Origin of the sequence: Corallococcus sp. AB049A (assembly GCF_003668885.1) — a bacterium.
GTDB classification, from domain to species: domain Bacteria; phylum Myxococcota; class Myxococcia; order Myxococcales; family Myxococcaceae; genus Corallococcus; species Corallococcus interemptor.
On sequence record NZ_RAWL01000075.1, the window covers coordinates 1 to 25,820 of the forward strand.

General features: G+C 70.5%; 21 protein-coding genes and 2 pseudogenes. 15 read left to right on the top strand and 8 right to left on the bottom strand.

Going from position 1 to position 25,820, the window contains the following annotated elements; translation table 11 throughout:
• Positions 1–228, bottom strand: a pseudogene (locus tag D7X55_RS11080) (metalloenzyme domain-containing protein); the annotation flags it as partial.
• Between the two features lie 248 nt (positions 229–476).
• Between D7X55_RS11080 and D7X55_RS11085 the strand changes: the two are divergent.
• Complete coding sequence (locus tag D7X55_RS11085) at positions 477–2,777, top strand: S8 family serine peptidase (protein WP_121723041.1); 2,301 nt, start codon at positions 477–479, stop codon at positions 2,775–2,777.
• A gap of 60 nt (positions 2,778–2,837) precedes the next feature.
• Here the strand turns inward: D7X55_RS11085 and D7X55_RS11090 are convergent, their stop codons facing one another.
• Together D7X55_RS11090 and D7X55_RS11095 are read right to left on the bottom strand one after the other, a co-directional pair.
• Positions 2,838–3,314 carry an SMI1/KNR4 family protein gene (locus D7X55_RS11090; protein ID WP_121723049.1) on the bottom strand — a complete coding sequence of 159 codons (477 nt, stop codon included), beginning with the start codon at positions 3,312–3,314 and terminating at the stop codon, positions 2,838–2,840.
• A gap of 5 nt (positions 3,315–3,319) precedes the next feature.
• On the bottom strand, positions 3,320–3,919 hold the full coding sequence (locus D7X55_RS11095; RefSeq protein WP_233609785.1) for a hypothetical protein: 600 nt from the start codon (positions 3,917–3,919) through the stop codon (positions 3,320–3,322).
• A 242-nt stretch (positions 3,920–4,161) separates the two neighbouring features.
• On the opposite strand from D7X55_RS11095, the gene D7X55_RS42885 reads away from it, so the two are divergent.
• Complete coding sequence (locus D7X55_RS42885) at positions 4,162–4,542, top strand: hypothetical protein (protein ID WP_147470081.1); 381 nt, start codon at positions 4,162–4,164, stop codon at positions 4,540–4,542.
• On the opposite strand, the gene D7X55_RS11100 is transcribed toward D7X55_RS42885, so the two are convergent.
• From D7X55_RS11100 to D7X55_RS11110, 3 genes are all read right to left on the bottom strand, one after another.
• Positions 4,543–6,006, bottom strand: a complete 1,464-nt coding sequence (locus tag D7X55_RS11100; RefSeq protein WP_121723043.1) for a hypothetical protein — start codon at positions 6,004–6,006, stop codon at positions 4,543–4,545.
• A gap of 400 nt (positions 6,007–6,406) precedes the next feature.
• On the bottom strand, positions 6,407–7,894 hold the full coding sequence (locus D7X55_RS11105; protein ID WP_121723044.1) for a hypothetical protein: 1,488 nt from the start codon (positions 7,892–7,894) through the stop codon (positions 6,407–6,409).
• A 122-nt stretch (positions 7,895–8,016) separates the two neighbouring features.
• Entirely contained in the window at positions 8,017–8,511 is a 495-nt protein-coding gene (locus tag D7X55_RS11110) for a peroxiredoxin (protein WP_120551478.1), read from the bottom strand.
• Between the two features lie 112 nt (positions 8,512–8,623).
• On the opposite strand from D7X55_RS11110, the gene D7X55_RS11115 reads away from it, so the two are divergent.
• Positions 8,624–10,408 (top strand): sigma 54-interacting transcriptional regulator, encoded by a 1,785-nt coding sequence (locus D7X55_RS11115; protein ID WP_233609786.1) that lies wholly within the window; start codon positions 8,624–8,626, stop codon positions 10,406–10,408.
• Positions 10,405–12,981, top strand: coding sequence for a bifunctional serine/threonine-protein kinase/formylglycine-generating enzyme family protein (locus tag D7X55_RS11120; RefSeq protein WP_121723045.1), 2,577 nt, complete (start codon positions 10,405–10,407; stop codon positions 12,979–12,981). The genes D7X55_RS11115 and D7X55_RS11120 overlap by 4 nt, the downstream gene beginning before the upstream one ends.
• Here the strand turns inward: D7X55_RS11120 and D7X55_RS11125 are convergent, their stop codons facing one another.
• Positions 12,982–14,565 carry an ADYC domain-containing protein gene (locus tag D7X55_RS11125; RefSeq protein ID WP_120551476.1) on the bottom strand — a complete coding sequence of 528 codons (1,584 nt, stop codon included), beginning with the start codon at positions 14,563–14,565 and terminating at the stop codon, positions 12,982–12,984. It lies immediately after the preceding gene.
• Positions 14,566–14,864: 299 nt separating this feature from the next.
• Between D7X55_RS11125 and D7X55_RS11130 the strand changes: the two genes are divergently transcribed.
• Positions 14,865–16,799, top strand: coding sequence for a CocE/NonD family hydrolase (locus D7X55_RS11130; RefSeq protein WP_120551475.1), 1,935 nt, complete (start codon positions 14,865–14,867; stop codon positions 16,797–16,799).
• A gap of 76 nt (positions 16,800–16,875) precedes the next feature.
• A complete protein-coding gene (locus D7X55_RS11135) occupies positions 16,876–17,949 on the top strand; it encodes an RNA 3'-terminal phosphate cyclase (protein ID WP_120551474.1) in 1,074 nt (357 codons plus the stop codon).
• A 17-nt stretch (positions 17,950–17,966) separates the two neighbouring features.
• Here D7X55_RS11135 and D7X55_RS11140 read toward each other — a convergent pair whose 3' ends face one another.
• On the bottom strand, positions 17,967–18,320 hold the full coding sequence (locus D7X55_RS11140; RefSeq protein ID WP_120551473.1) for a hypothetical protein: 354 nt from the start codon (positions 18,318–18,320) through the stop codon (positions 17,967–17,969).
• 79 nt (positions 18,321–18,399) lie between these two features.
• Between D7X55_RS11140 and sppA the strand changes: the two genes are divergently transcribed.
• From sppA to D7X55_RS11185, 9 genes and pseudogenes are all read left to right on the top strand, one after another.
• Positions 18,400–20,070 (top strand): signal peptide peptidase SppA, encoded by a 1,671-nt coding sequence (gene sppA, locus D7X55_RS11145; RefSeq protein WP_121723046.1) that lies wholly within the window; start codon positions 18,400–18,402, stop codon positions 20,068–20,070.
• Positions 20,071–20,124: 54 nt separating this feature from the next.
• On the top strand, positions 20,125–20,868 hold the full coding sequence (locus D7X55_RS11150) for a zf-TFIIB domain-containing protein (protein WP_255425003.1): 744 nt from the start codon (positions 20,125–20,127) through the stop codon (positions 20,866–20,868).
• Between the two features lie 91 nt (positions 20,869–20,959).
• Positions 20,960–21,562 carry a hypothetical protein gene (locus D7X55_RS11155; protein ID WP_199746927.1) on the top strand — a complete coding sequence of 201 codons (603 nt, stop codon included), beginning with the start codon at positions 20,960–20,962 and terminating at the stop codon, positions 21,560–21,562.
• Positions 21,563–21,716: 154 nt separating this feature from the next.
• Positions 21,717–22,799, top strand: a complete 1,083-nt coding sequence (gene apbC, locus D7X55_RS11160) for an iron-sulfur cluster carrier protein ApbC (RefSeq protein WP_120551469.1) — start codon at positions 21,717–21,719, stop codon at positions 22,797–22,799.
• A gap of 25 nt (positions 22,800–22,824) precedes the next feature.
• Positions 22,825–23,334, top strand: coding sequence for a hypothetical protein (locus D7X55_RS11165; protein WP_120551468.1), 510 nt, complete (start codon positions 22,825–22,827; stop codon positions 23,332–23,334).
• 4 nt (positions 23,335–23,338) lie between these two features.
• Positions 23,339–23,746 (top strand): hypothetical protein, encoded by a 408-nt coding sequence (locus D7X55_RS11170; RefSeq protein ID WP_120551467.1) that lies wholly within the window; start codon positions 23,339–23,341, stop codon positions 23,744–23,746.
• Between the two features lie 58 nt (positions 23,747–23,804).
• Entirely contained in the window at positions 23,805–24,653 is an 849-nt protein-coding gene (locus D7X55_RS11175; protein ID WP_120551466.1) for a 3-hydroxyacyl-CoA dehydrogenase family protein, read from the top strand.
• A gap of 23 nt (positions 24,654–24,676) precedes the next feature.
• Entirely contained in the window at positions 24,677–25,453 is a 777-nt protein-coding gene (locus tag D7X55_RS11180) for an enoyl-CoA hydratase-related protein (protein ID WP_121723048.1), read from the top strand.
• A 1-nt stretch (position 25,454) separates the two neighbouring features.
• A pseudogene (locus D7X55_RS11185) lies at positions 25,455–25,820 on the top strand (hypothetical protein); the annotation flags it as partial.

A 25,820-nucleotide genomic window follows, 5' to 3' on the forward strand; every position in this document is an offset into this window, starting at 1 on the left:
GCCCGGGGTGACGGGGGTGGGGAGGAAGCCCGCGAAGAAGGCCTGGTGCGCGGCGTAGGTGAAGCTCGCGGGGCTGTGGCGCTCCTCCCACCGGCCGCCGGGCAGCAGCGCGGCCAGGGTGGGGGTGCGGCCTGCCTCCAGCTCCTCCCGCGCCACGTCGTAGCGGAGCGTGTCCAGCGTGAGGAACAGCAGGTCGTGCGTGCCGACCAGCGCGTTCAGGTCATGCATGTGGACACCGCGCGGCGGGGAGGGGCCTCATCGATGGGAGGTCCCATACCCCGCCCGGGACGGCGGGACCACGGGGTCGGCACCGAGAGCTTCCGCCGACTTCCGCCCATCCAGCACCACCTGTTCCCACCCGGGAAAGGACGTCCACAGCGCAAAAAGCACACCCTGATGCAATCGGGTGGCAAGGACTTGAAATACGGCATTAATGCGTATTACAGGTTATTCTCACTTTGAAGGGAGTGCACGACATGCAGAACATGCGGAAGCAGTTCTCGACGTCTCGTGGTGGCTGGCGGCCGGTGACGGCGCTGGTGCTGGGCTGCACCCTGGCGGTTCCGGCTGGAGCGCTCGCGGCGGAGCGCACCCCTTCAGCGGCCACGCGGGCCCAGGCCCAGGCCCCGGGCGCGGCGGTGGCCAAGGCGCTCCAGGGGAGCACCACCCTGGCGACCCCGTCCGGGCTGGTGTTCCACCAGACGGCGCGGCCGGTCAGCGGCCTGCGCACCCTGGACGTGGTGCGGGACACCGGCGTGCAGCTGCACGTCTGGCGGGAGAAGCAGGCGGACGGCACGGAGCGCGCGTTCTCCGCGTACACGCGCGGGGGGACGGAGCTGCTGGGCCGCGTGCAGCAGGAGGAGTACCTCATCCGGCTGGCGGAGGTGTCGTTCGATCCGCTGGCGCGCACCGCGCCGCTGTTGGGCAACGCGCTGGTGGCGGACCGGGACAACACCCTGTCGCTGGTGCAGTTCCACGCCACGCCGCTGCCGGAGTACCGGGCGACGATTGAGAGCGCGGGCGGCAAGGTGCTGCGCTTCCTGTCGGATCACACGTACCTGGTGGAGATGCCCTCGGAGCTGAGGGCTCGCGTGGCCCAGCTGCCCGCCGTGCGCTGGGTGGGGGACTACCATCCGGAGTGGCGCCTGGAGCCGGTGCTGCGGGACGCGCTGCTCGGGCGGGCGGCGGCGCTTTCGCCCCAGCGCTACTCCATCATGCTGGGCGAGTTCGGCGCGGAGCGGCAGGCCCGCGTGACGGCGCTGGTGGAGCGGCTGGGCGGCAAGGTGGACCTGGTGGAGCCGGCCGGGCTTCGCGTGGAGGCGACGCTCACGCAGGAGCAGCTGGCCTCGCTCGCTCGGGCCAACGAGGTGCAGTTCATCGACCGCTGGGGTGGCCCCGGCGAGGTGGACATGGACATCGTGCGTGAGACGGGCGGCGCCAACTACATCGAGGGGCTCAAGGGGTGGAACGGTCAGGGCGTGCGCGGTGAGATCTTCGACACCGAGCTGCGCACCACCCACCGCGAGTGGCCCACCGCGCCCATCATCCACAGCACGGGCACGTCGTCCGGTTCGCTGCACGGGACGGCCTGCTACAGCCACAACTTCGCGCAGGGCGTGGATCCGCTGGCCCGGGGACTGTTGCCGGGCGGGCAGGGCATCTTCTTCCTGTACTCGGAGGCCACGCAGTTCGGAGGCACCAAGTCCCGCCTGACGATGAACCAGGAGCTGATCAACCCGAGCGGCCCGTACCGCGCGGTGTTCCAGACCTCCAGCGTGGGCAGCGCGCTGACGACGTCGTACACGACGATCTCCGCGGAGGTGGACGACTACCTGTTCAAGGCGCCCATCCTGAGCACGCAGTCGCAGAGCAACAGCGGCACGCGCAACTCGCGGCCGCAGGCGTGGGCGAAGAACATCGTCTCGGTGGGCGGCATCCGGCACTACAACACGCAGACGCGCACGGATGACCGCTGGTCGTCGGGCGCGAGCATCGGGCCGGCGGCGGACGGGCGCATCAAGCCGGACCTCGCGTTCTACTACGACAGCATCCGTGGGGCGTACGGCTCGTCCGATACGGCCTACACGGAGTTCAGCGGCACCAGCTCCGCGACGCCGCAGACGGCGGGCCACTTCGGCCTGCTGCACCAGATGTGGCACCAGGGGGTGTGGGCGGGCCACGGCAAGAAGGCGGACGTCTTCACCAGCCGCCCGCAGATGGCGACGGCCAAGGCGCTGATGATCAACGGCGCGGCGAAGTACAACTGGCTGGCGGGCGGCGCCAACGCGGACATCGACCGCAACAAGCAGGGCTGGGGCACGTCCGACCTGAAGCGCCTGTACGACCGCGCCGCGAAGACGTTCGTGGTGGACGAGACGGACGTGCTCACGCCGCTGGCGACGAAGACGTACACGTTCACGGTGGCCAGCGGTGAGCCGGAGCTGAACGTGACGATGGTCTACACGGATCCGGCGGGCACGGTGGGCGCGGCCCGGGCGCGCATCAACGACCTGTCCCTGCGGGTGACGGCGCCCAACGGCACCGTGTACTGGGGCAACAACGGCCTGACGGCGGGCAACGTGTCCACGTCCGGAGGCGTGTCCAACAAGGTCGACACCGTGGAGAACGTCTTCCTCGCGAACCCGGCCGCGGGCACGTGGAAGGTGGAGGTCCTGGCGGAGGAGCTGGTCCAGGACGCGCGCACGGAGACGACGGCCGTGGACGCGGACTACGCCCTGGTGGTGAGCGGCGTGCAGCTCACGGCGAAGGTGCCGTAGGACGCAGCATCCCAAGCGCGGGCTCCGGAGTGGCCGGGGCCCGCGCTGTCGCGTTCAGTGTCAGCGACCCGGTGGCTCGCCGCTCAACCAGAATGCGCGGTTGCCGCTGCGCAGCGCCCGCTCCAGGAACTCCGCGAAGCTGGATGCGATGCGCTCCATCTCCTCCGGGAAGGTCTCATGGAAGGCGTCGAACAGCGGGTATCGGCCCGCCTCGCGCTGGATGCTGTCCATGACGACGTAGTCGGAGTCCTGCATGTCCACCAGCGTGAATACGGACGGCGCCCCGTCCCGGTCCTCGTCTCTGGCTCGGATGGCCAGGCGGGCGCGGCGGATCTCCGCGAGAGGCAAGACACGGTAGAGGGCATCGGCGCGTGGCGCGAAGAGCGTGCACCCATCGCAGTGCAGGTAGAAGGCCAGCAGGTCCTCGTCCAGTTCCCACCCGACGCGCGCCTCGAAGGCGGTCAACTGCGCGGGCGTCGCGGGCGCGTTGGGGAAGTGGAGCCGGGAGACTTCGGCCAGGAGTGGGTCCATGGGCATGACCGTCAATCCACGTAGGGCCGCTCGGGGCCCGGCTTCAGCCACTGGCCACCTGGCGCGTAGCAGGCGGGATACTCGCGGTTGAGCACGCCGTGTACGTCGTCGGGCACCGGCAGAACATTATCGCGGGCTACCGGCGCCCCGCCGTGCCCCAGGTCGAAGATGTGGTGCCCCTGCCAGTTGACACCGCCCGTCGATGGCCAGCCGCCGAACTCGCGGCCCCACTCATCGCGGAACGCGTTGCGAGAGTTCTTCCATGTGTCCCGGCGCCACTTACCGTCCGACACCTTCGGGTAGTCGCAGCAGCAGTGGGTGATGGCAAGGCGGCCGCCGGCCTCAGCGGGCATGAAAAGATAGCGCCCCTGCCAGTCCCCCTTGATGTCGGCCAGCCACATGCAGCCCATGAGCGGGTAGCCTTGCGCTGCGCACTTCGACTCGCACCGGGACAGGAACGCGGCGCTGCACTGCCATGGCCCGTAGTAGATGGTCGTGCGAAGCTGCCCGCCGTCCGGCGTCCTGACGATCGACCCGACCCACTTCGCGCGCGCCGGACTGCCGCCCCCGCCGACAGTGGCCGAGCCGCACCCGACGAGGGCGAGAAGCACGACTGCGTTCGCGAGGCTGCGGATGAGAGTGACTGTCACTGCAATCCATGAGAACACGGTGAAAGCTGTAAGTGAAGTCGGAGAAGCGCGGCGCGCCCTGCTGGGGAGGACGCTGTCCGCCCTGAAGCATCGGGAGCGCACACGGAGAAGACGGCGGTGGACGGCGGACTACGCCCAAGGGCATGGAGAGCTTCGTCTAGCTGGGCGGTCTACCCCTTTCAGTGCTCGGCTGGGATCCATCTGTGGCTGAGGATTCGTGGGATCATGAAGCAACCCGGGTTGTCGAGGCGCTCAACCTCCTGACCGTCCTGGCCGCGCCTCGCCTCTACGAGTGGTGGTGCACCCAGGCCCCCGAGGAGGAACTGCGGGCGGTGCTCCAGTCCCGCATGGCGGCACTGTCCGCTTACTGCGCGAAGGCATGGGGAAGCCCGGATGCGGATCGCTTCCGGGCAGCGGCTCCCAGGGTGAATGCGCTCGCAGCGCTTCTGGGGGCAACTCCCTCCGGGAACCTCATGAACCCCGGATGGAATGCCCAGGCCCGCGAATGCCTGGACGCGCTGGGAGTTCAGGCGCCTCCAGGCGGATGGGAAGCCTTCGAAGGATTCCCCACCCCAGGCGAGTGATCAGTGCTCCGCGGGCTTCTCCGGGCCCTGCTGCTGGGCCACGGGCTTCGTGTTGCGCTGGAGGACGGGCAGGGACGGGCTCAGCGTGCCCAGGTAGAGCCGGCCGTGGAAGCCCGTCTTGCCCGGCTCGTCGAAGAGGGCCACCTTGCGCGGCGTGTTCGGTTCCTGGCGTGCCTCCGCCGCCGGGTTGATGCCGTGCACGTCGCAGTCCACCTGCTGCCAGACGTTGAAGCGGCACGCGTAGTGGGCTCCGCGCGCGAAGCCCACGTCCAGGGCCCGCACCTGGGAGCCGGGGAGGGCGGCCGCGAGGCGGTGGCCCATGGGTTCGAACTTTGAATCCCAGTTCACGCCGCCGGTGCGCACGTGCACGTCACCCGCGAGCACCAGCATCCACGCGTCCGGGTGCTCCTTGCGGAAGGCCGTGAGGTTCGCCGCCATCTCCGCCTCGCGCGCGTTGCCCGCCGCCTCCTTCGAATCGAACGCCACCACCGACACGGCATGGCCCTGGGCCCTCAGACGCCGAGCGGCCTCCAGCAGATGGATGACGCCCGCGCTGCTGCGGCCGTCCTGATCCACTCGGCGGAAGAAGTCGCTCAGCACCAGCAGCCGCTCCAGGTCCGCGTCCTCGCCGGCGCTGTTCAGGTACTCGTCCAGCGCGCCCTGATGCACCGACGGCACGGACAGGGCCAGCGCCACCGGCAGCTTCTTCGTGGTGGCGTCGCAGAGCATCCGCGCGGCGGCGTCCGGCAGCTCGCGGGTGCCCATGGGGTCCGCCACCAGCACCGTGCCGCCTGGCGTGATCAGCGCGTCCACACCCTCCACGGGGTCACCACAACGGGGCGCCACGTCCGGCGTCTCCGGCGTCCAGCCCGTCACCTTCACGTCGCGCACCGGGATGGACGCCTTGCCACCCACCAACTCCAGCGACGGCACCATCTCCAGGCGCATCAGCAGCTTGCGCTCCTGGGGCAGGTCGCGGAAGCCGCGGCGCAGCTTGAAGCCCTCCATCTGCGGCACGGCCTCGAACTTCTCGTGGGCGAACACCTCGCGGAAGTGATTGGAGTAGTGGTCGTTGGCCCGCTGGCTGCCCGGCTCGGGCACCTGCTCTTCGACGGCGTCGTCCGCCTCCCGGTACTGGAGCCGGTAGATGCGCACGATGGACTGGCGCGGCCCCACCTCTTCGGGGCGCACCAGGTAGCGTTCGAAGGTGCGGTTGCCGCGCATGTTCACACCGATCTCCCACGACTGGGAGTACAGCTCGTGCGTGGTGTTGTTCTCGAAGATGTCCAGGCGCTGCTCTTCCAGCAGCCGGCGCGCGACCAACATCGCCTCGTCCAGCGGCACCAGGTAGATGCGCTCCACCTTGGGGATGGGCTCCGTGTCCAGTGGATCCCCGTCCAGTCCGCGCGAGACGCTCGCGCACCCCGTCATGCACAGAAGTCCCAGCGTCCAATGCCACCGCATGGTCCCGCCCCCTTGGTGAGAGTGGGAATCTAGCACTCCGGGTGAGGAGATCGCGCCCGCGGGTGTCAGCGCAAGGTGCAAAAGCGTTCAAAGGCGTGCTTGGAATTGCGCTGGCAGCAATCAATCGCCTTGCTATTGATTGAGGGTCTTCACCGGTGCGAGGCATTGCCGCGCGGTCGAGGACGACGTCGTCCCCCTGTCCCTCTCAGAGATGCCCTGAGAAAACCTGGCAGGTTCCTCGCCCTCGCCGTCGTGTTCACCTCGTTCACCGCGCTCGCATCGGGCGGCTCGTCTGGCTCGCTCCAGACGTTCGGCCTGCCGAACCCCACCTCCCAGCCGAAGGACACACCTGGACCAGGGCAAGGTCTCGAAGCTCACCCTGGCGCCATAGCGTCCTGTCTCAGTGCTCCGCGTCCGCGGGCTTCGCGGCGTCGTGTGACGGCTGTTGCTGATGGGCCACGGGCGGGACGGCGCGCTGGATGACCGGCGGTGAGGCGTTGAGCGCCCCCACCCAGAGCCGGCCGTGGAAGCCCTGCTCGGTGGGCGCGCTGAACATCGCCACCTTGCGCGGCGTGCCCGGCTCCTGACGCAGATCCGGGGAGGGGCTCAGCGCGAAGACGTTGCAGTCCACCTGCTCCCAGACGTTGAACCGGCAGGAGAACTGCGAGCCTCGCGCGAAGCCCACCTCCAGCGCCTTCACCGGCGACGCGGGCAGCGCCTTCGTCAACCGCCACCCCAGCGGCTCGAAGTCCTTGTTCCAGCTCACCGGCTTCGTGCGCACGTGCACGTCGCCCGCGAGCGCCAACAGCCACGTGTCCGGGTTCGCCTGGCGGTACGCGATGAGGTTCTTCGCCATCTCCTCCTCACGCGCGTTGCCCGAGGCCTTGTTCGAATCGAACGCCAGCACCGTGACCGAGTGGCCCTGCGCGCGCAGCCGGCGCGCCTGCTCGATGAGGTGGAGCAGGGCGCTGCTGCTGCGGCCGTCCTGGTACACCCGGCGCCAGAACGAGCTGACCACCAGCAGCCGCTCCAGGTCCGCGCTGCGGCCCTCGCTGGCCAGGTAGTCGTCCAGCGACCCCTGGTCCTCCGACGGCATGGACAAGGCCAGCGCCACCGCCAGCTTCTTCTCCACCGCGTCGCACAGCATCCGCGTGGCCACCTCCGGCAGCTCGCGCGTGCCCAGCGGATCTCCCACCAGCACCGTGTTCCCGGCCGTCAGGAGCGGCTCCACGCCCTCCAGCGGCTCGCCACACCGCACCGGCGCCGGCTGGGCCGTGTCCTCCCCCCAGCCCTCCACCTGCACCGAGCGCACCGGCGCGGTCGTCCTGCCACCCACCAGCTCCAGCGACGGCACCATCTCCAGCTTCGCCAGCAGCTTGCGCTCCAGCGGCAGGTCGCGCGTGCCGCGCACCATCTTGAAGCCCTCCATGTCCGGCACGCCGTCGAACGTGAAGCGCTCGAACGTCTTCCGGGCGAGGTACTTCTCCTCGTCCTGGATGCGCTCGTTGAGCCACTTGGGCTTCACCTCGATGTTCGTGTCCTGCTCGCGGTAGCGCAGCCGGAAGACGCGGACCACCGACTGGCGCGGGCCCACCGCCGCGCCCTTCACGAAGTAGCGCTCGAAGGTGCGGTTGCCGGGGAGGTTCATCCCGGGCTCGTGCGCGGAGGTGTAGAGTTCGTGCTGCTCCTCGCGGTCGAAGACGTCGTAGCGCTGCTCCTCGAAGACGCGCCGCATGGTGAAGAGGGCCTCGTCCAACGGCACCAGGTACACCGTCTCCTCGGTGGGGACCTCGATGTCCTCTTCCGCCTCCTCCGAATGGAGGTCCTTCGTCAGGCTCGCGCAGCCGCCGACGCACAACGACAGTCCCAGCAACCAGTGAAACCGCATGGCATGCCTCCGGCCCACCCGATGTGTCCCGATGTTGCTCGTGACAGGGGGGCGACGTCCCGGCTCCCACGGCCAGGACGTCGGGAAACAGTCTACCGGGAAACGCGCGGCTTACGCGTCTGTCAGGCCGGACGGGTGGGAGCGGCTCCCTGGCCCGTGAGCGACCGGACGACATCCAGCGCATGTTCGGCGTGCTTCTTCACCTGGATCTGTGAGTCGAACGCGTACCGGATGGTGCCCCCCTTGTCCGCGACGAACGTCACCCGCCCGGGCAACAGCCCCAGGAAGTTGGTGCCCACGCCAAAGGCCTTGCGCGCCGCGCCATCCGGGTCGCTGAGGAGCCGGAAGGGGAGGCGGTACTTGGCCACGAACTTCTCATGGGACTCCGGCGTGTCGGTGCTGATGCCCACCACGTCCGCGCCCGCGTCCGTGAAGTCCTGGTACTGATCCCTCAGGCTGCAGGCCTGGACCGTACATCCCGGAGAGTCGTCCCGAGGGTAGAAGTAGATGACCAGCGCCTTGTCACCCAGCAGGTCGCGCAGCCGCACCGGCGCGCCGCCCGGCCCCTGCAGTGTGACGTCCGGAACCGCGTCCCCTTCTTTCAGCGTCTTGGCCATGGAAGTCCCTCGCTCCTTGCAGGGGAGCATGGACCGCGCGTGGCCTGACCCGCAAATCAATCGGGACTACCGGGTTGCCCGGAATTCAACGGCCTGGGCATTCTTTCAGGGAATGCAGTCACGCGAACTGATGGACACCGAGGACTCCCGCAGGGGGCCCGGCCACGCCGCCCCTGCGGATCGGCTGTACCTGCTGCTGGTGCAGGGGAACACCTCCACGCTGGTGCCGCTGCCCCGGGAGGGGTCGGTGGTGATTGGCCGCGCGGCGGGGGCGGACGTCCTGGTGGAGGACGCGTCGGTGAGCCGCCAGCACGCGCGGGTGGGCGTGGCGGAGGGCGAGGCGTTCATCGCGGACCTGGGCAGCCACAACGGCGTGCGCGTCAACGGCGAGCGGGTGCAGGGCACGCGGCCCCTGGACGGCGGCGACGTGGTGACGCTGGGCAACGTGACGCTGGTGTTCCACCGGGGCGAGCGGCCCCTGCCGGAGCGGCGGGCGCTGGAGGCCGAAGGGCTGCGGGCCCGGCTCTCCGAGGAGCTGGACCGCGTGCGCGGCTCCGGCCTGGCGGTGAGCGTGCTGGCGCTGGAGGTGGAGTCCGCGCGGGTGCCGCAGGTGGAGCTGGTGCGGGCGCTCCATGGCGCGCTGCGGTTGATGGACGGGGTGGGGCAGGTGGGCGGCACGCTGATGGTGCTGATGCCGGACCTGGCCGGTGAAGAGGCGGAGGCCGCGGCGGCGTCCCTGGTGTCGGTGCTCTCGCCGCTGGCCGGGCGGGTGCGCGGAGGGCTGGCGTCCGCTCCGGGGGACGGGATGCAGACGGACGCGCTGCTGGGCGCGGCGAAGGCGGCTGCGCTGGCGGCGGAGGCAGGAGGGACGCGGGTCAGCGGGCCGTCCATGTACCGGCTGGCGCTGGGCGAGCGGTCCGTGGTGGTGGCGGACGCGGCGCTGACGCGGCTGTTCGAGCTGCTGCGCCGGCTGGCGGCGAGCCCCCTGCCGGTGCTCATCCACGGCGAGACGGGCGCGGGCAAGGAGAACGCGGCGTGGGCGGTGCATCACTGGTCGCCGCGCTCGGCGCAGCCCTTCGTGCCGCTCAACTGCGCGGCGCTGCCGGAGAGCCTGGTGGAGGCGGAGCTGTTCGGCCACGAGCGGGGCGCGTTCTCCGGCGCGGACCGGGCAAGGGCGGGCCTGCTGGAGCGCGCGAGCGGCGGGACGCTGTTCCTGGATGAAGTGGCGGAGCTGTCGCTGCCCATCCAGGCCAAGCTGCTGCGCGCGTTGGATCAGCAGGTGATTACAAGGCTGGGTGATTCGCGCGAGCGGCCGGTGGACCTGCGCGTGGTGGCGGCCACGCACCGGGTGCTGGCGGACGAGGTGAAGGCGGGACGCTTCCGGCAGGACCTGTTCTTCCGCCTGTCCGCGGCGGTGGTGATGCTGCCTCCGCTGAGGGACAGGCCTCGCGAGCTGCCGCTGCTGGCGCGGGCGTTCCTGGAGGACGCGTGCGCGAGGGCAGGCCGTCCGCCGCTGCACCTGTCCGCCGCGACCATGGAGGTGCTGGGCGCGCACGCGTGGCCGGGCAACGTGCGCGAGCTGAAGAACACGGTGGAGTACGCAGTGGCCACGTCGCCCGGGCCGGTGGTGGAGCCGTCGCACCTGCCGGAGTCCCTGCGCGCGGCGGAGCCGGAGCCGGAGGCCGAGCCGCGGACGGAGACGCCGAGGACGTTCCAGAACCTGGCGGAGGAGCTGCGGACGCTGGAGCGCCAGCGGATGATGGAGGCGCTGGAGGCGACGGGCGGGGTGCAGACGCGGGCGGCGCAGCTCATCGGGATGCCGCTGCGCACGTTCGCGTTCAAGCTGAAGCAGCACCGCATCGTGCCCTCGCGAGGCCGCGGCCCGGCGGATGAATGAGGAACGAGCCGCTTCCAACGTGGCAGCCGCCCGCGACGTTCGGGGAGTACCGTCTGGTGCAGCCGCTGGGGCGCGGCGCGATGGGCGAGGTGTACCTGGCGCACGACACGGTGCTGGACCGGCTGGTGGCGGTGAAGTTCATCGCCGGCGTCGCGCCGGATGAGGTGCAGCGCGAGCGCTTCCGCACGGAGGCACGCGCGATTGCCCGGGTGCAGCACCCGAACGTGGTGGGCATCCACCGCGTGGGTGAGGTGAAGGGCCGGCCATATCTCGTCTCCGAGTTCCTGCGAGGCGACAGCCTGGACAAGCTGGCCCGGCCGGTGCCGTGGACGCGCGTGCTGGAGATTGGCATCGGGCTGGCGAAGGGGCTCGCGGCGGCGCACCGCCAGGGCGTGCTGCACCGGGACCTGAAGCCCGCGAACGCGCTGCTGACGGAGGACGGGCAGGTGAAGCTGCTCGACTTCGGCGTGGCGAAGCTGCTCGACATGGCGACGGCGCCCGTCGTCCCCGCGCACGAAGCACCGCGTGCCGTGCCCGTGGTGGGTGATGCAACGGTGGATCCGCGACGCACGGCGACCATCGACGTGCCGAGGCCTCCCACGAGCACGGATCGCTCCGAGGCAGCCATCGCGCAGCGGACCGCGACGTCCACTCCACTTCCTCCGGAACGGCTCCTCGGTCCCCAGGACCTGCTGGCCACGGGCCGCATCGGGACGCCGCTCTACATGGCCCCTGAAGTCTGGCGGGGTGAACCGGCCACGGTCCGCAGCGATCTCTTCTCCCTGGGCGTGCTCCTCTACGAACTGTGCGGAGGCCCCACACCCGGGCCGCTCGCGGAGGCGCCACTCCGCCCCCGGACCTTCGAACCGCTGGACGCCGCCGTGCCCGGTGTCGACGCCACCTTCGCGGCCATCCTCGCGCGCTGTCTCGCGCATGATCCGTTCGCGCGCTTCGAATCCGCGGACGCGCTGCGCGAAGCGCTGGAGTCCATCACCTCACGCCAGGCCATCACGCCTCCGCGCCCCCGGTGGCTCCGAGTCACCCGGGTGCTCGCGCTCCCGGGGCTCGCGGTGGCCATCCTCCTGGGAGGCAACGGGTGGAACGAACGCGCCGGGCGCATCGACGCGGAGCAAGCCATGGCCTCCGCCGCGACCCTCATCAACGACGCGCGCGCCCTCGATGACCGCATCGAAGCCCTGCGCGCGGAGGCCTTCACCCGGTTCGACACCGACCGCTCCGCCGAAGCAGAGCCCCTGTGGGCCCAGGCCCTGGACCTGGGCGCGAAGCAGGCCCGCCAGTTCCGGGACGCCAGCGACCTGCTCGAAGCCGCGCAGAAGCGCGTGGGCCGGGGCGCGAACAAGGCCCTGGACCAACGCGTCGCCGACGTCCTCCTCCAGCGCATCCTCATCGCGGAGCGCGACCGCGACGCCAATGCACAGAAGGCCCTGACCCAGCACCTCGATGAACTGGATGTCAGCGCCACCACGAGCCGGAAGCTGACCACTCCCATCCGCATGGAGCTGGACAGCGAACCGCCGGGCGCCGCCATCCAGGTCGAGACCTTCGAGCCCCAACCCAGCGGCCCGCCGCGCTGGTCCGAACCCAGGCCCTTCGACACGACGCCCATGACCTCCGGCCTCACGCTGGAGCCCGGCTCGCACCGCCTGACGTTCTCGCTCCCGGGCCGGCCGCCCGTCCGCTACCCGGTGATGCTCACGCGCGGAGAGACCTTCCAGGCGAAGGTCACCATCCCCGAGCACGTCCCGGAAGGCTTCGTCTACGTGCCCCCGGGCCGCTTCCTCTACGGCAGCGGCGACGACGAGAGCATCCGCCGCACCGTCATCCGCACCCGCCCGATGCACCGGCTCACCACCGGCGCCTTCTTCATCGCCAGACACGAAGTCACGTACGCGGACTGGCTGACCTGGCTGCGAGAACTGCCCGCCTCCGAGCGCGCCGTGCGCAGGCCCCGAGGCACCAACTACTTCGGAACCATCGAGCTGCGGCCGGCCCGGGACGGCACCTGGACCTTCCACCTGGAGCACGAAGGCGTCGCGTACCAGGCGAGGGAAGGGGAGCCGCTGCGCTACCAGGACCGGACCCTGCGCGCGGAGCAGGACTGGCGCCGCTTCCCCGTGTCCGGCATCTCCTGGGAGGACGCTCGCGCGCACGTCGCCTGGCTGGATGCCACCGGCCGCGTGCCTCGCGCGCGCCTGTGCACCGAACGCGAATGGGAACGCGCCGCCCGTGGAGCGGACGGCCGCGATTATCCGCACGGCCCGGTGCTCGCGCCGGATGACGCCAACTTCGATGCGACCTACGGCCGCAAGTCGCGCGCCTTCGGGCCGGACGCGGTGGGCTCGCATCCCGCGTCCGACAGCCCCTTCGGCGTGGCGGACCTGTCCGGCAACGTCTGGGAGTGGCTGGCCACGGCCACGAGCGGCAAGCCCGCGTACGGAGGCGGGTCCTTCTACCAGGACGCGCTCACCGCCCGCGCCTACAACCACGGCGACGGCGAGCCGCGCACACGCTTCCCCTTCATCGGGATGCGCGTGTGCGCGTCCGTGCCCTGACTACAGGTCGCGCCCCGGCAGCTGCCCCACCGCGGGCAGGTAGCCCAGGTCCCGGACGAAGATGAACCCGGGCGGGGCCTGCGTGGACGTCGCGTAGACGCCCACCGTCAGCTTGGACCGCCACAGCTTCAGCGGCCGGCGCTGGCCCGTGCTGGTGACGTCCACGGAGCTGTACACGAAGCCCTCGATGCCCTTGTCGCCGTTGATGACCTTGAGGAAGAAGCCGGCCACGCCGTCACACGTCGACCTGTCCGTGAGCAGGTAGCGCCCGTTGCCGTCCACGCACCGGTACAGCGGCTTGATGAAGTTGCTCATGCGCGCACGGATGTTGGCGGGCAGCTTCGGGGAGAGGATGGGCCCCTCCTTGCGCTGCGCGGTGAACGGCGTCGCGTCCGCCACCCCGTTCGCGTCCAGGTCCAGGTGGATCCCCGTCACGTCCTTGCCACCTTCGAGGGTCTGCGTATCCACCGTCACCGCGGTGGTCGTCAGGTAGTTGTTGTTGGCGTCCTTGAACGTCACCAGCGACTGGTCGATGAAGAGCGAGTAGGACACGAGCAGCGTCGAGGTCGCCTGGCTGGACAGGTTCATCCACTCGCACGGCCGCGTCGCACGCGGGGCCAGCAGGAGCTTGCGGTTCACGCACGTGGCCTCCAGGGGCAGCGTGTCCCAGCGCTTCTTGCCCAGGCACAGCGGCCGCACATCACCGCAGTCATCCACCTTCCACACGGCCTCCAGGGAGTAGCCCTCCAGCGTGGGCGGCAGGCCCCCCGCGTTCAGCAGGACGGCGTCCTTGGGCCCCATGAACTTCAGGGGCGTCCCGTCCAGCGTGTTGCTGCGGCCCTCGCCGCAGTAGTCCGCCGTGGCCATGCGCGTGCACAGCTGGTGGTAGTCCATCGCCACGTCCTGCGGGAACGTCGTGGCCCAGGGCGGATAGCCCCAGTCGATGCACTTCGCGACGACGCCGCCGCCCACGAAGAACGGCAGGTTCGCGGTGCCCTCGTTCTTCGCCGCGCAGGCGAAGGTGAAGTGCTCGCGGTTCGGGAGCAGCTCGCCACCCGCGGACCAGGCATGCGGCGCCGCGAGCGCGAAGCCGCTGCCCGTGGGACACAGCGGCTGGGACAGGGCGTCCTCCGTGGCCGCCGTCACGCGGTACTCCCAGAACGCCTTGCCGTCCGCCAGGTTCTGCGTCGTGCACGCGACCGCGGGCCCCGTGATGCTCTCGTGGCAGCGGGCCTCCTCGATGGTGAGCTTCACGGAGCGCCCCTCGAAGGGCGCGCGGAAGGTCGCGCCCACCAGGTCCGCGCCCTCCATGAACCACACCGGAGGATTGGCGCCCGAGCAGGACTGGATGCCCACCAGCCGCCCACCCATCATCAACGCGCTCTTCGTGCACGTGAACCCCGCGGGAGAAGAGGCGGGCTCGAAGGAGTCCAGCGGGATGTTCACCGTCTCGAAGCGCTCGGAGCCGTGCAGCTGCGTGCCCTGCGCGCTGTTGATGGGAGGCGGATCCGCCTCCGCGCCCAGGGCCGTCAGCATCCCCACCGCCAGGCACCACCGCGTCACCGTCTTGCTGTTCGCCTTCATCTGTCCATCTCCCACTGGCCTTGCGAATCCGTGGGGCGCGCCATCGCGTCCCCCATGTCCAAGGAACGGGCGGGGCGCGTGAAATTCACAGCGGACGTCTGTTTTGTGCGAGGCGTGCAAGCCTTGCCGTCCCTGCAACGGTTGCCGTGTCACGCACGCGAGGAGCGCGTGCAAACCTTGCACGCTCCGAGCGCGGCGCGATGCGGCGGGCGTTCCAGCTTCCTTGCCCCCGCGCCATCGCCCAAGATGCATTTCCTTCCGAATTTCCCCCGCATTTTTTCCGCAAGGAGGAGGGGAGCATGACCTTCCACCGCCATGGCCTCGTGGCCGCGCTCGCGCTGTTCTCCCTGTCCGGCAGCGCCCTCGCGCAGGCCCCCGCCGCGCCGCCCAAGCCGCCCGCGAGCCCGGAGGATGAACGCGCCGCGTACGTCCGCTCGCACTTCACGAAGTACGAGGTGCGCATCCCCATGCGCGACGGCGTGAAGCTCTTCACGACGTTCTACGTGCCCAACGACGCAGGCCCCCAGAAGCGCTACCCCGTGCTGCTGACGCGCACGCCGTACTCGGTGGGCCCGTATGGTGCCGGCCGCTATCCCAAGACCCTGGCCCTGCCCAGCTTCGAGAAGGAGGGCTTCATCTTCGCCTTCCAGGACGTGCGCGGCCGCTACCTGTCCGAAGGCGAGTTCGTCAACGTCCGCCCGCACCAGGGCAACAAGCGCGGCAAGGACGTGGATGAGAGCAGCGACACGTACGACACCATCGACTGGCTGGTGAAGCGCGTGCCCCACAACAACGGCAAGGTGGGCATGTGGGGCGTGTCCTATCCGGGCTACTACTCGTCCGCGGGCGCCATCGACTCGCACCCCGCGCTCAAGGCCGTGTCGCCGCAGGCGCCCATCGCGGACTGGTTCTGGGACGACATGCACCGGCATGGCGCCCTGAACCTGCAGCTGGCCTTCAGCTTCTTCTCCACCTTCGGCAAGCCGCGCCCCGCGCCCACGGACGACGTGGAGTGGAAGCCCTACGACTTCGGCACCCCGGACGCCTACCAGTTCTTCCTGGACCTGGGTCCGGTGGCCAACGCGGACGCGAAGCACTTCAAGGGCGACATCGCGTTCTGGAAGGACATCGTCGCGCACCCCAACTACGACGCCTTCTGGCAGGCGCGGAACCTGTTGCCGCACCTGAAGAACATCAAGGCCGCGGTGATGGTGGTGGGCGGCTGGTACGACACGGAAGACCTCTACGGCCCGCTGCGCACGTACGCCGCCATCGAGAAGCAGAACCCCGGCATCGCCAACACGCTGGTGATGGGGCCGTGGCCGCACGGCGGCTGGATGCGCTCGGACGGCACGTCGCTGGGGGACGCGGACTTCGGCTTCCCCACGGCCGCCGCGTTCCAGGACCTGGTGCTGGCCTTCTTCAAGCAGCACCTCAAGGGCGGCCCGGACGCGGCCGTGCCGGAGGCGTTCGTCTTCGAGGGCGGCGCCAACCGCTGGCGCCAGCTGGACGCATGGCCGCCCAAGGGCACGAAGGAGACGCGCCTGTTCTTCCAGCCCCAGGGCGCGCTGGGCTTCCAGGCCCCCAAGGCCGCGGCGCCGTCCTTCGACGAATACGTGAGCGACCCCGCGAAGCCCGTGCCGTACACGACGGACCTCAGCCCCGGCTGGTCCAGGACGTACATGACGGAGGATCAGCGCTTCGCCGCGCGCCGGCCGGACGTGCTCGTCTACCAGACGGAGCCGCTGGAAAAGGACCTCACGCTGGCGGGCCCGCTGGAGGCGGAGCTGTGGGTCTCCACGACGGGCAGCGACGCGGACTGGGTGGTGAAGCTGGTGGACGTGAACCCCGGCAAGGTGCCCGGCTTCACGAAGGAGCAGGAGCAGGCCGGTGAGCGCAACCGGGGCTCGCAGCAGACGCTGGTGCGCGGCGAGCCGTTCCGCGGCCGCTTCCGGGACAGCTATTCGCAGCCCAAGCCCTTCACGCCCAATGAAGTCACGAAGGTGCGCTTCGTCATCAACGACGTGTTCCACACCTTCCAGCGCGGCCACCGGCTGATGGTGCAGGTGCAGTCCAGCTGGTTCCCGTTCATCGACCGCAACCCGCAGACCTTCGTGCCCAGCATCTACGAAGCGAAGCCCACGGACTTCGTGCGCGCGATGCACCGGCTGCACCACTCGGCGGCGCAGCCCAGTGCGTTGAAGGTGAACGTCCTGCCGGGTTTGGACGAGTAGTTCACCCGTGCCCTTGCGCGCGGTCTGCTAGGCTGCGCGCCCAGGACAAGCCACGCCACGCCATGACGGGAGGGACATGACCGGTCACGACCGGCCCGACGCCGGGCGGGTGCTGCTCGACGGGAGTCTGGGGGAGGGGGGCGGTCACGTCCTTCGCTCGGCGCTGTCCCTGTCGCTCATCACCGGCCGTCCCTTCCAGCTCACCGGCCTGCACGAGCACCCGGAGCCGGCGGGCCTGCGCCCCCAGCACCTGGCCTATGTGCGCGCCGCGGAGGCGCTATGCGGAGGCACCAGCGAGGGCGCCGTGGGCGGCACCGAGATGGCCTTCACCCCCGGCCCGGTGCGCGCGGGCGACTACCTGCTGGAGGCCGGCGCGTCCGGCAGCACGCCCCGGCTCTTCCAGTGCCTGGTGTATCCGCTGGCGCTCGCGGGCGGCGGGCGGCTCACGCTGAGGGGCGCCACGCACCTGAGGGGCGGGCCCAGCTTCCATGCGCTCGTGGGCGCGTGGCTGCCGGTGGCGCGCGCGTACGGGCTGCCGGTGCAGCTGACGCTCACCCACGCGGGCTTCCTGCCGGAGGGCGCGGGCGAGTTCACCGCGGAGGTGGGCGCGCCGGTGGAGCCGCCGGAGCTCGTGGAGCTGCCCGCGCGGGGCGTGCTGCGCGAGGTGCGGGTGATGTCCTTCGTGGGCGGGCTGCCCTTCGCGGTGGCGGAGCGTCAGTCCCGCGCCGCGGTGGCCGCGCTGCGCGAGCGGGGCATCCTCGCGGAGGCGGACAACCGGCCGCTGCCGGTGACGCGCTCCCAGGGCTCCGCGACGTTCGTGCTGGCGCAGTTCGAGCACACCGTGGCGGGCTTCACGTCGCTGGGCGAGCGAGGCCTGGACGCCGAAGGGGTGGGGCGCGAGGCGGCGGAGGCACTGACCCGCTTCATGGAGACGGGTGGGGCGCTCGACGAACACCTGGCGGAGCAGCTGCTGCTGCCGGCGGCGCTGCTGGCGTCGGGGCGGCTGGGGGCGGTGACGCCGGGCACCACGCGCTTCACCGCGGCTCGCGTCACCAGCGAGCTGACGGTCCAGGCGGAGGTGCTGCGGCGCTTCCTGCCGGTGCACATCCAGGTGGAGCCGGGCGGAAGCGTGGAGGTCCGTCCGGCGTGAGTCCTACGCGAGGCTGATCAGGCCTCGTCCTCGGTGGCGTTGCCGCGGGCGCCGAAGGTGTTCACGTCCGCCATCTCCTTCACGGTGCCGCGGTAGGCGCGGATGGCGAAGGGCGTGGCGACGAGGAAGACGATGCCCACGAGGCCGATGGCCATCCAGGGGATGGGCGTCTCCTTGATCTGCACGTCCTTGCCGTAGCCGTTGAGGTTGTTGCCCATGGCGCGCGCCTTGGCGGCGTCCTTCTCTGCCTGGGTCAACTCCTTGCGTTCCTGGAACTCCTGAGGCTGCCGGCGCTGGGGTTGCGCCAGGACAGCACCGCCCCACACGAGGGTGAGGACGAGAACGAGCCGGGGGAGGGAGGGGGAGGGCATGGGCCTTGAGCCTAACAGAGCCTCCCGGCGCGGGTGAACAGGGGTTGCTTCGCCCGGCGCGGGGCGTTACGCGCGCGGCATGCTCCGCCTTCCCTTCCTCCTCGTGGCGAACCTCCTCCTGGGGCTGCGGCTGCTCCTGGGCCTGCCCTTTCGTCTGATGGCGGCGCGCAAAAGACCTGGCTGGGTCCGCTTCCGGCTCGCGGGCGAGCTCCCGTACCGCCCACGCCCCGCGCAACGTTTCCGTCTTGGCGGCGCCGCGCCGGAGCCCGCCACCGTGACGTCACTGGAAGCGTTGGCGCGCGCACTCAAGGTGCTGGCGGCGGATCCGAAGCTGGAGGGCATCCTCCTGGAGCTGGAGGGCCTGTCCATTCCGGACGCGAAGCGTGAAGCCCTGCGCGCCCTGCTGTCGGACTTCCAGGCCGCCGGCAAGCGGGTGGTGGCCTGGGCGGTGATGGTGGACACGGACGGCTACCCCGTGATGGGCACGGCGGACGAGGTGCTGCTCGCCCCCATGGGCCGCGTGGAGCTGGTGGGCTTCGCGGCGGAGGCCACGGTGCTGGGCGAGGCCTTTGGCCGCGTGGGCATCCACGCGCACTTCGCGCGGCGCGGCGACTACAAGACGGCGCCGGAGCTCTTCACGGACGGCAAGGTGTCCGACATCCAGCGCCAGACGCTGGAGACCTTCCTGGACGAACGCTACGCCGTCCTGGTGGACGCCATCTCCCGCGACCGGGCCAAGACTCCGGCGGAGGCGCGGGCCATCATCGACGCGGGCCCCTACAGCGCGAAGCGGGCGCTGGAGGCGGGGCTGGTGGACGGGCTGGTCCACGAGGCGGACCTGGGCGCGCACCTGGGCCTGGAGGCGAAGAAGGACGAGGAGCCGCCGGTGCCCACATATGACGCGTACCTGGCGACGCTCGCGTTCCCGCCGGTGAAGTGGCGCCGGCTGCGCCGCAAGCCCCGGCTGGCGGTGGTGGACGTGGCGGGCATCATCATCCCGGGCAGCGGCGGCGCGGGCCGGTTCGCGGCGGCGGACACGGTGGTGAAGGCGCTGCGCAAGGCGGGCAGGGACTCGCGCGCGAAGGCGGTGGTGCTGGCGGTGGCGAGCCCCGGCGGATCCGCGCTCGCGTCCGAGCAGATACTGGAAGCCGTGAAGCGCGTGGCGAAGCAGAAGCCCGTCATCGCGTACGTGGATTCCATCTGCGCGAGCGGCGGCTACATGGCGGCCATCGGCGCGAAGGAGATCTGGTCCGCGCCCCACGCCGTCGTGGGCTCCATCGGCGTGTTCGTGGGCAAGTTCGAGTACGGCGAGCTGCTGGAGAAGCTGGGCATCGTGCGCACCACGCTGGCCCGGGGGGAGAACGCCGCGTTCTTCTCCTCGTCGCGAGGCTTCACGCAACACGAGCGCGCCGCGCTGGAGCGCGAGGTGGAGGAGAGCTACCAGTCCTTCCTGGAGCTGGTGGCCCAGGCGCGCGGCCGGACGAAGGAGGAGATCCACCAGCGCGCGGAGGGACGCGTCTACTCCGGGCTGCGCGCGAAGGACGCGGGGCTGGTGGACCGCATCGGCGGCTTCGAGGAGGTCTGCCGCCACGCGCTGGAGGAGGCGCGCGTCCCGTCGGACGACTTCGAGCTGGTGCGCTACGGCGGCGCCCGCGCGAGGCTGTCCCTGCTCAAGCTGCTGATGGGCGCGGCGCACCCGGCCACGTATGCCTTCTGCCCCACGGCGTGGAGCCTCCAGCGCCGTCGGTGAGAAGTGCGGACGCCAGGTTTTCACGGAGGGTCACTGCCCCTTAGCATGCGCGGCATGGCCCGCTCCTGTCCGGTCTGCCCCAGTCAGCCCATGAACGTCGTCAAGGCCTCCGACGTGGAGGTGGACGTCTGTCCGCGCTGCCACGGCCTGTACTTCGACCGGGGAGAGCTGGAGCGCTTCCCGGACCGGCCGTCGCTCAAGCCGCTCCTGAACGCGGCGAAGCAGGCCGCGTCCCGCTGCCGCAAGGGCGGGCACCTCATCCCTCGGGCCATGGCCGTCTGCGCCACCTGCGACAGCTTGCCCGTGGGCTGTCCCGGCTGCGGCGCGCGGCTGGCGCTGGTCAACGCGCGCGTGTGCAACGTGGACCTGTGCACGCACTGCGGCGGCACCTGGCTGGACGCGGGCAAGTTCGAGGCCCTGGAGAACGCGGTCGTGACGCACCCCAAGGCGCAGCCCGTGTCCAGGGGCTGGGAGGTCGCTCCGGCCACGGATGGGGGCGCGGACCCCTGGAAGGCCCCGGGCGCCACGGCCCCGCTGCCGCCGTCGGACTCGCCCACGGGAGGCCTGGGCGTGCGCTCCCCGCTGGCCTGTGTCCAGTGCGGCATCCAGGTCTCCGTGCCCCACGCGCATGCGTTCAACGGAGACATCTACTGCGGCGAGCACCGCCCGAAGGGCGCCGTGTCGGGGGACAGCCTGCCCAAGAGCCGGGACGCGAGCACCATGCCGTCCTTCGACATGGAGGACACCTTCGACATGGCGGACATCGTCATCTGGCTGTTCCGGCTGCTGAAACGCTGAAGCCTGCGAGCACCGCCTGCTCGCCCGGAGCCCGGAGCACCGACGGGTCATTGCCCGGCCCGGGGCCGGCGTCTACCCTGCCGCGCCAGTGATGACCCGTCTTGCGCCCCTGAGCCTCCTGTTGCTGGGCACCGCCTGCGCCACGCCCTCGCGCGAACCGGCCTCCGTCGCGGAGGCGTACGCGAAGGCCCTGGAGGAGAACCGGCTGTCGGAGGCGTACCGCCTGACGACCGGCACCCCGGAGGGCGAGGGGGCCTTCCTGGACGAGTACTCCGACGAAGCCGCCCGCAGGGAGCGCGCCGCCGCCGTCCGGACCGGAGCCGGCGTCCTGGAGGCCCGGGCCCCGTCCGTCACGCTGGCCCGCCAGGGCGAGGACTGGCGCGTGGTGGAGTCCCGCCCCGCGGACGTGCCCCGGGCGGCGCTGAAGAAGTTCCTGGACGAGGTGGAGTCCAAGGACTGGAAGGGCGCGTGGGGCCTGCTCGCCTCGCCGCTGAGGGCCCGCTACACGCCGGAGCGCCTGAAGGAGGACTTCGAGCGTGAGCCCCTGGCGAAGGAGCGCCTGCGCCGCGCCCGGCTGGCCCTCAACACCCATGTGCGCGTGGCGGCGGGCGAGGCCCTGTTCCCCCTGGGCGGCGAGCGCGCGGTGCGCCTGGTGCTGGAAGACGGCGAGTACCGGGTGGCGGCCATCGAATGACGGCCAGAAGCCGGGCACGCTCCGGGGCCGGTGGAAGGCCGGGCGGGCTCCGGAGATGTGCGTTAAACGACGTTGACAGCCCCCGGAGTGCTGGCAATCTCCGCCCCCCTTCGAGCGTGCAAACGCCCGTTTTCAAAAGGTTTCAGGTGTCCCGATGAGCGTGTCCCAGGCCGATGTGATGACGGCCATGTCGAAGGTGATCGATCCCGAGCTGCACGTCGACCTGGTGAAGGCCGGGATGGTGAAGGACGTGCGCGTCACCGGTGACACGGTGAAGCTGAAGATCGAACTGACCACGCCCGCGTGTCCCATGAAGGGGAAGATCCAGGCGGACGCGGAGGCCGCGCTCAAGGCCGTCCCAGGCCTGAAGTCCTTCGACATCGAGTGGGGCGCCCAGGTGCGCGGCGTCGCGGGCGGCTCCGGCGGCGCGCTGCTGCCGGGCGTGAAGAACATCCTGCTCGTGGGCGCCGGCAAGGGCGGCGTGGGCAAGAGCACGGTGGCGGTGAACCTGGCCACGTCGCTCGCGCAGCACGGCGCCAAGGTGGGCCTGCTGGACGCGGACTTCTACGGCCCCTCCGTGCCGCTGATGACGGGCACCGCGGACAAGCGCCCGGTCAGCCCCAACGGCAAGACGCTGGATCCGCTGGTCGCCCACGGCCTGAAGATCATGTCCATCGGCTTCCTGGTGGAGGCGGATCAGGCGCTCATCTGGCGCGGCCCCATGCTCCACGGCGCCCTCATGCAGCTGGTGCGCGACGTGAACTGGGGTGAGCTGGACTACCTCATCCTGGACCTGCCCCCGGGCACCGGCGACGTGGCGCTGACGCTGTCGCAGTCCGTGCGGGCCGCGGGCGCGGTGCTGGTGACGACGCCGCAGGACGTGGCGCTGGCGGACGTGGTGCGCGCCAAGCAGATGTTCGACAAGGTGCACATCCCGGTGCTGGGCATCGTGGAGAACATGAGCCAGTTCATCTGCCCGCACTGCAACAAGAGCACGCCCATCTTCAACCACGGCGGCGGCCACAAGGCGGCGGAGATGTTCGGCATCCCATTCCTGGGGGAGATCCCGCTCGACCTCAAGGTGCGCGAGGCGGGAGACTCCGGCGTGCCGGTGGTGGTGGGGCACAAGGACAGCCCGGAGGCCAAGGCCTTCCAGGACGTCGCCCGTGCCGTGGCGGGGCGCGTGTCCGCGCAGTCCATGAAGAGCGTGCCCCTGCCGGTGATGCAGGCCCGGTAGGACTCAACGGAAAAGAGGAGACCGCATGGCCCCGGCCGGCAACGACGACCTTCCGCCTGATCCGCTGTTCGACGACGACGACGGGCAGCAGTCCGGCCGCGAGAACCGCTCGGGCGGTTTCGTGCCGGACTTCGTGCGGCGCATGGCGGTGGCCGGCATGGGCGCGGTCTTCATGGGCGAGGAGGGCCTGCGGGCCCTCGCCGGCCAGCTGAAGCTGCCCAAGGAGGCGCTGGGCTTCCTCCTGTCCCAGGCGGAGAAGACCAAGGACGACATCAGCCGCGTCGTCACGGAGGAACTGCGCCGCTTCATGCAGTCGGAGAAGCTGCGTGACGAATTCCTCAAGCTGCTCTCCGGCATGACGGTGGAGGTCAAGGCGCAGATCCGCCTGGTGCCGTCGGAGAAGGCGGAAGAGGCGCCCGCGCCGGAGCACCCGCCCAAGGCCCACAAGAAGGCCGCGGAAGGGCCCACCGCGCGCGTGGTCATCACGGACGTGAACGCGCGCCGGCCCGCGTCCAAGCGCTCGAAGCGGGAGTAGGGACGTGGCGGACGAAGCACCGCGCCGGACCTGGCGCACGCACCCGCTGATCAAGCGCCTGGTGCTCATCGGCATCGTGGCGGTGGGCCTGTGGCTGTGGAAGGCCACGGACGTCCCGGAGCGCCAGCTCATCTACCGGCTGGAGGGCGACGACTGGGGCGACGTGCGCGCCATGGACCTCCAGGTCCTGGATGAGCAGGAGCACATCGTGAAGCGCGAGGAGCGCTTCTTCGCGGACGGCCCGCCCATGGAGGTGTCCTTCAAGCTGGACCTGCCCGAGGGCACCTTCCGCACGCTCCTGTTCCTCCAGGTGGAGGGGCGTGAAAAACGCGACGTCATCCGCGGCCGGCTGATGGTGGGTGAGGCCCTGGCCATCGTCGTCCCGTTGAGACTGCCCGCCCCGAGTCGTTGACCGGCGTTGACCCTCCTGGGGCCGTGCGTTATGGCCGCCGGCACAGGAGAGTGACGCCATGGCAACGGAACACATCGTCGTCGTCGGTGCAGGGCAGATGGGCGCGGGCATCGCGCAGGTGGCGCTCCAGGCGGGCCTGCGCGTGTCGCTGGTGGACGTCAACAAGGACGGACTCGCCAAGGGCGCGGACCGCATCAAGGCCGGCCTGAAGAAGCTGGTGGAGAAGGGCAAGCTGGACGCGGCGAAGCAGCAGGCCGCGGAAGCCAACCTGGCCACCTTCACCAGCGCCCGTGAAGCCAAGGACGTGGACGTCGCCATCGAGGCCGTCACGGAGAACGAGGACCTCAAGCGCCGCATCTTCCTGGAGCTGGACGAAGTGGTCCGCCCGGGCGGCATCCTCGCCACCAACACGTCGTCCATCCCCATCACCCGCATCGCCGCGGCCACGAAGCGCCCCGAGTCCGTCATCGGGATGCACTTCATGAACCCGGTGCCGGTGATGCAGCTGGTGGAGCTGATCCGCGGCGCGGCGACCAGCGACGAGACCTACAACACCATCCGCTCCATGGCCGAGCGCATGGGCAAGACGACGGTGGTCTCCAAGGACTACCCGGGCTTCATCGTCAACCGCATCCTCATCCCCATGCTGAACGAGGCCTGCTTCGCGCTGATGGAGGGCCTGGGCACCGCGGAGGACATCGACACCGCGATGAAGCTGGGCACCAACCAGCCCATGGGCCCGCTGCAGCTGGCGGACTTCATCGGCCTGGACACGGTGCTCTACATCGCCGAGGTGCTGCACAAGGGCCTGGGTGACTCCAAGTACCGCCCGTGCCCGCTGCTGCGTCAGTACGTGGACGCCGGCTGGTACGGCAAGAAGTCCGGCCGCGGCTTCTACAAGTACTAGTCCCTTACGGAGACACCACGCACATGGACTACCAGAACATCAAGTTCGAGAAGGACGGCGCGCTCGCCCTCCTCACGGTGGATCGCCCCAAGGCGCTCAACGCGCTCAACAGCGCCACGTTCCACGAGATGGAGCACGCGCTCAACTCGCTGAAGGAGGACACGCGCGCCCTCATCGTCACGGGCGGCGGGGACAAGGCCTTCGTCGCGGGCGCGGACATCGCGGAGATGTCCACCATCAGCGCCGCGCAGGCGCGTGAGTTCTCCGCCCTGGGGCACCGCGTCTTCGAGCACCTGGAGAACCTGCCCATCCCCACCATCGCGGCCGTGAACGGCTTCGCGCTGGGCGGCGGCCTGGAGCTGGCCCTGGGGTGCGACCTCATCTACGCGTCGGAGAAGGCCAAGCTGGGCGTGCCGGAAGTCACCCTGGGGGTCATCCCGGGCTTCGGCGGCACGCAGCGCCTGACGCGCCTGCTGGGCCGCGCCCGCGCCAAGGAGCTGCTCTTCACCGCGGACCGCCTGGACGCCGCCAAGGCCAAGGAGATTGGCCTGGTGCTGGACGTGGTGCCCGCGGACAAGCTGATGGAGCACGTCAAGGCGGTGGCCGCCAAGATTCTGAAGAACGGCCCGCTCGCGGTGGCCCAGGCCAAGCGCGTGGTGGAGTACGGCGCGGACCAGGACCTGCGCGCCGCCAACGAGCTGGAGCGCCAGGGCTTCGCCGTCCTCTTCGGTTCGGAGGATCAGCGCGAGGGCATGGCCGCGTTCCTGGCCAAGCGTCCGGCCAACTTCCAGGGCAAGTGACGTGAAGCACGCGGTCGCGGCCGGGAGCCTGCTGTGCTTCCTGGCCGCGCCGCCGGCCCGGGCCGAGGAGCGTGAGCCCCACGCCCCGGCCCTGGTGTCCTGGAAGCGCACGCTGTGTCTCTACACGCTGTGCTTCCTGGAGCCCGCCATCCCGGACCTCCGCCGCGAGTGGGGAGACGGGGCCCACTGGGTGCTGTCCTGGCCCATCCACCCGTGGGCCACGCCGCCCCTGGATGTACCGGGTCCCACTCTCATCCTGTCGCCCTTCGTGGAGCCCCAGCTGCGGCTGCGGCCGTCCACGTTCCGCCTGCTCGCCGGGGGGCGGGTGTACGCCTTCCCGGACGCGTACCGCTTCGGGGTGCTGGCC

Coding starts and splice junctions, on each gene's coding strand:
- D7X55_RS11085 (WP_121723041.1), top strand. CDS start 477: ATGCAGAACATGCGGAAGCAGTTCTCGACGTCTCGTGGTGGCTGGCGG.
- D7X55_RS11090 (WP_121723049.1), bottom strand. CDS start 3,314: ATGCCCATGGACCCACTCCTGGCCGAAGTCTCCCGGCTCCACTTCCCC.
- D7X55_RS11100 (WP_121723043.1), bottom strand. CDS start 6,006: ATGCGGTGGCATTGGACGCTGGGACTTCTGTGCATGACGGGGTGCGCG.
- D7X55_RS11105 (WP_121723044.1), bottom strand. CDS start 7,894: ATGCGGTTTCACTGGTTGCTGGGACTGTCGTTGTGCGTCGGCGGCTGC.
- D7X55_RS11110 (WP_120551478.1), bottom strand. CDS start 8,511: ATGGCCAAGACGCTGAAAGAAGGGGACGCGGTTCCGGACGTCACACTG.
- D7X55_RS11115 (WP_233609786.1), top strand. CDS start 8,624: ATGCAGTCACGCGAACTGATGGACACCGAGGACTCCCGCAGGGGGCCC.
- D7X55_RS11120 (WP_121723045.1), top strand. CDS start 10,405: ATGAGGAACGAGCCGCTTCCAACGTGGCAGCCGCCCGCGACGTTCGGG.
- D7X55_RS11125 (WP_120551476.1), bottom strand. CDS start 14,565: ATGAAGGCGAACAGCAAGACGGTGACGCGGTGGTGCCTGGCGGTGGGG.
- D7X55_RS11130 (WP_120551475.1), top strand. CDS start 14,865: ATGACCTTCCACCGCCATGGCCTCGTGGCCGCGCTCGCGCTGTTCTCC.
- D7X55_RS11135 (WP_120551474.1), top strand. CDS start 16,876: ATGACCGGTCACGACCGGCCCGACGCCGGGCGGGTGCTGCTCGACGGG.
- D7X55_RS11140 (WP_120551473.1), bottom strand. CDS start 18,320: ATGCCCTCCCCCTCCCTCCCCCGGCTCGTTCTCGTCCTCACCCTCGTG.
- sppA (WP_121723046.1), top strand. CDS start 18,400: ATGCTCCGCCTTCCCTTCCTCCTCGTGGCGAACCTCCTCCTGGGGCTG.
- D7X55_RS11150 (WP_255425003.1), top strand. CDS start 20,125: ATGGCCCGCTCCTGTCCGGTCTGCCCCAGTCAGCCCATGAACGTCGTC.
- D7X55_RS11155 (WP_199746927.1), top strand. CDS start 20,960: ATGACCCGTCTTGCGCCCCTGAGCCTCCTGTTGCTGGGCACCGCCTGC.
- apbC (WP_120551469.1), top strand. CDS start 21,717: ATGAGCGTGTCCCAGGCCGATGTGATGACGGCCATGTCGAAGGTGATC.
- D7X55_RS11165 (WP_120551468.1), top strand. CDS start 22,825: ATGGCCCCGGCCGGCAACGACGACCTTCCGCCTGATCCGCTGTTCGAC.
- D7X55_RS11175 (WP_120551466.1), top strand. CDS start 23,805: ATGGCAACGGAACACATCGTCGTCGTCGGTGCAGGGCAGATGGGCGCG.
- D7X55_RS11180 (WP_121723048.1), top strand. CDS start 24,677: ATGGACTACCAGAACATCAAGTTCGAGAAGGACGGCGCGCTCGCCCTC.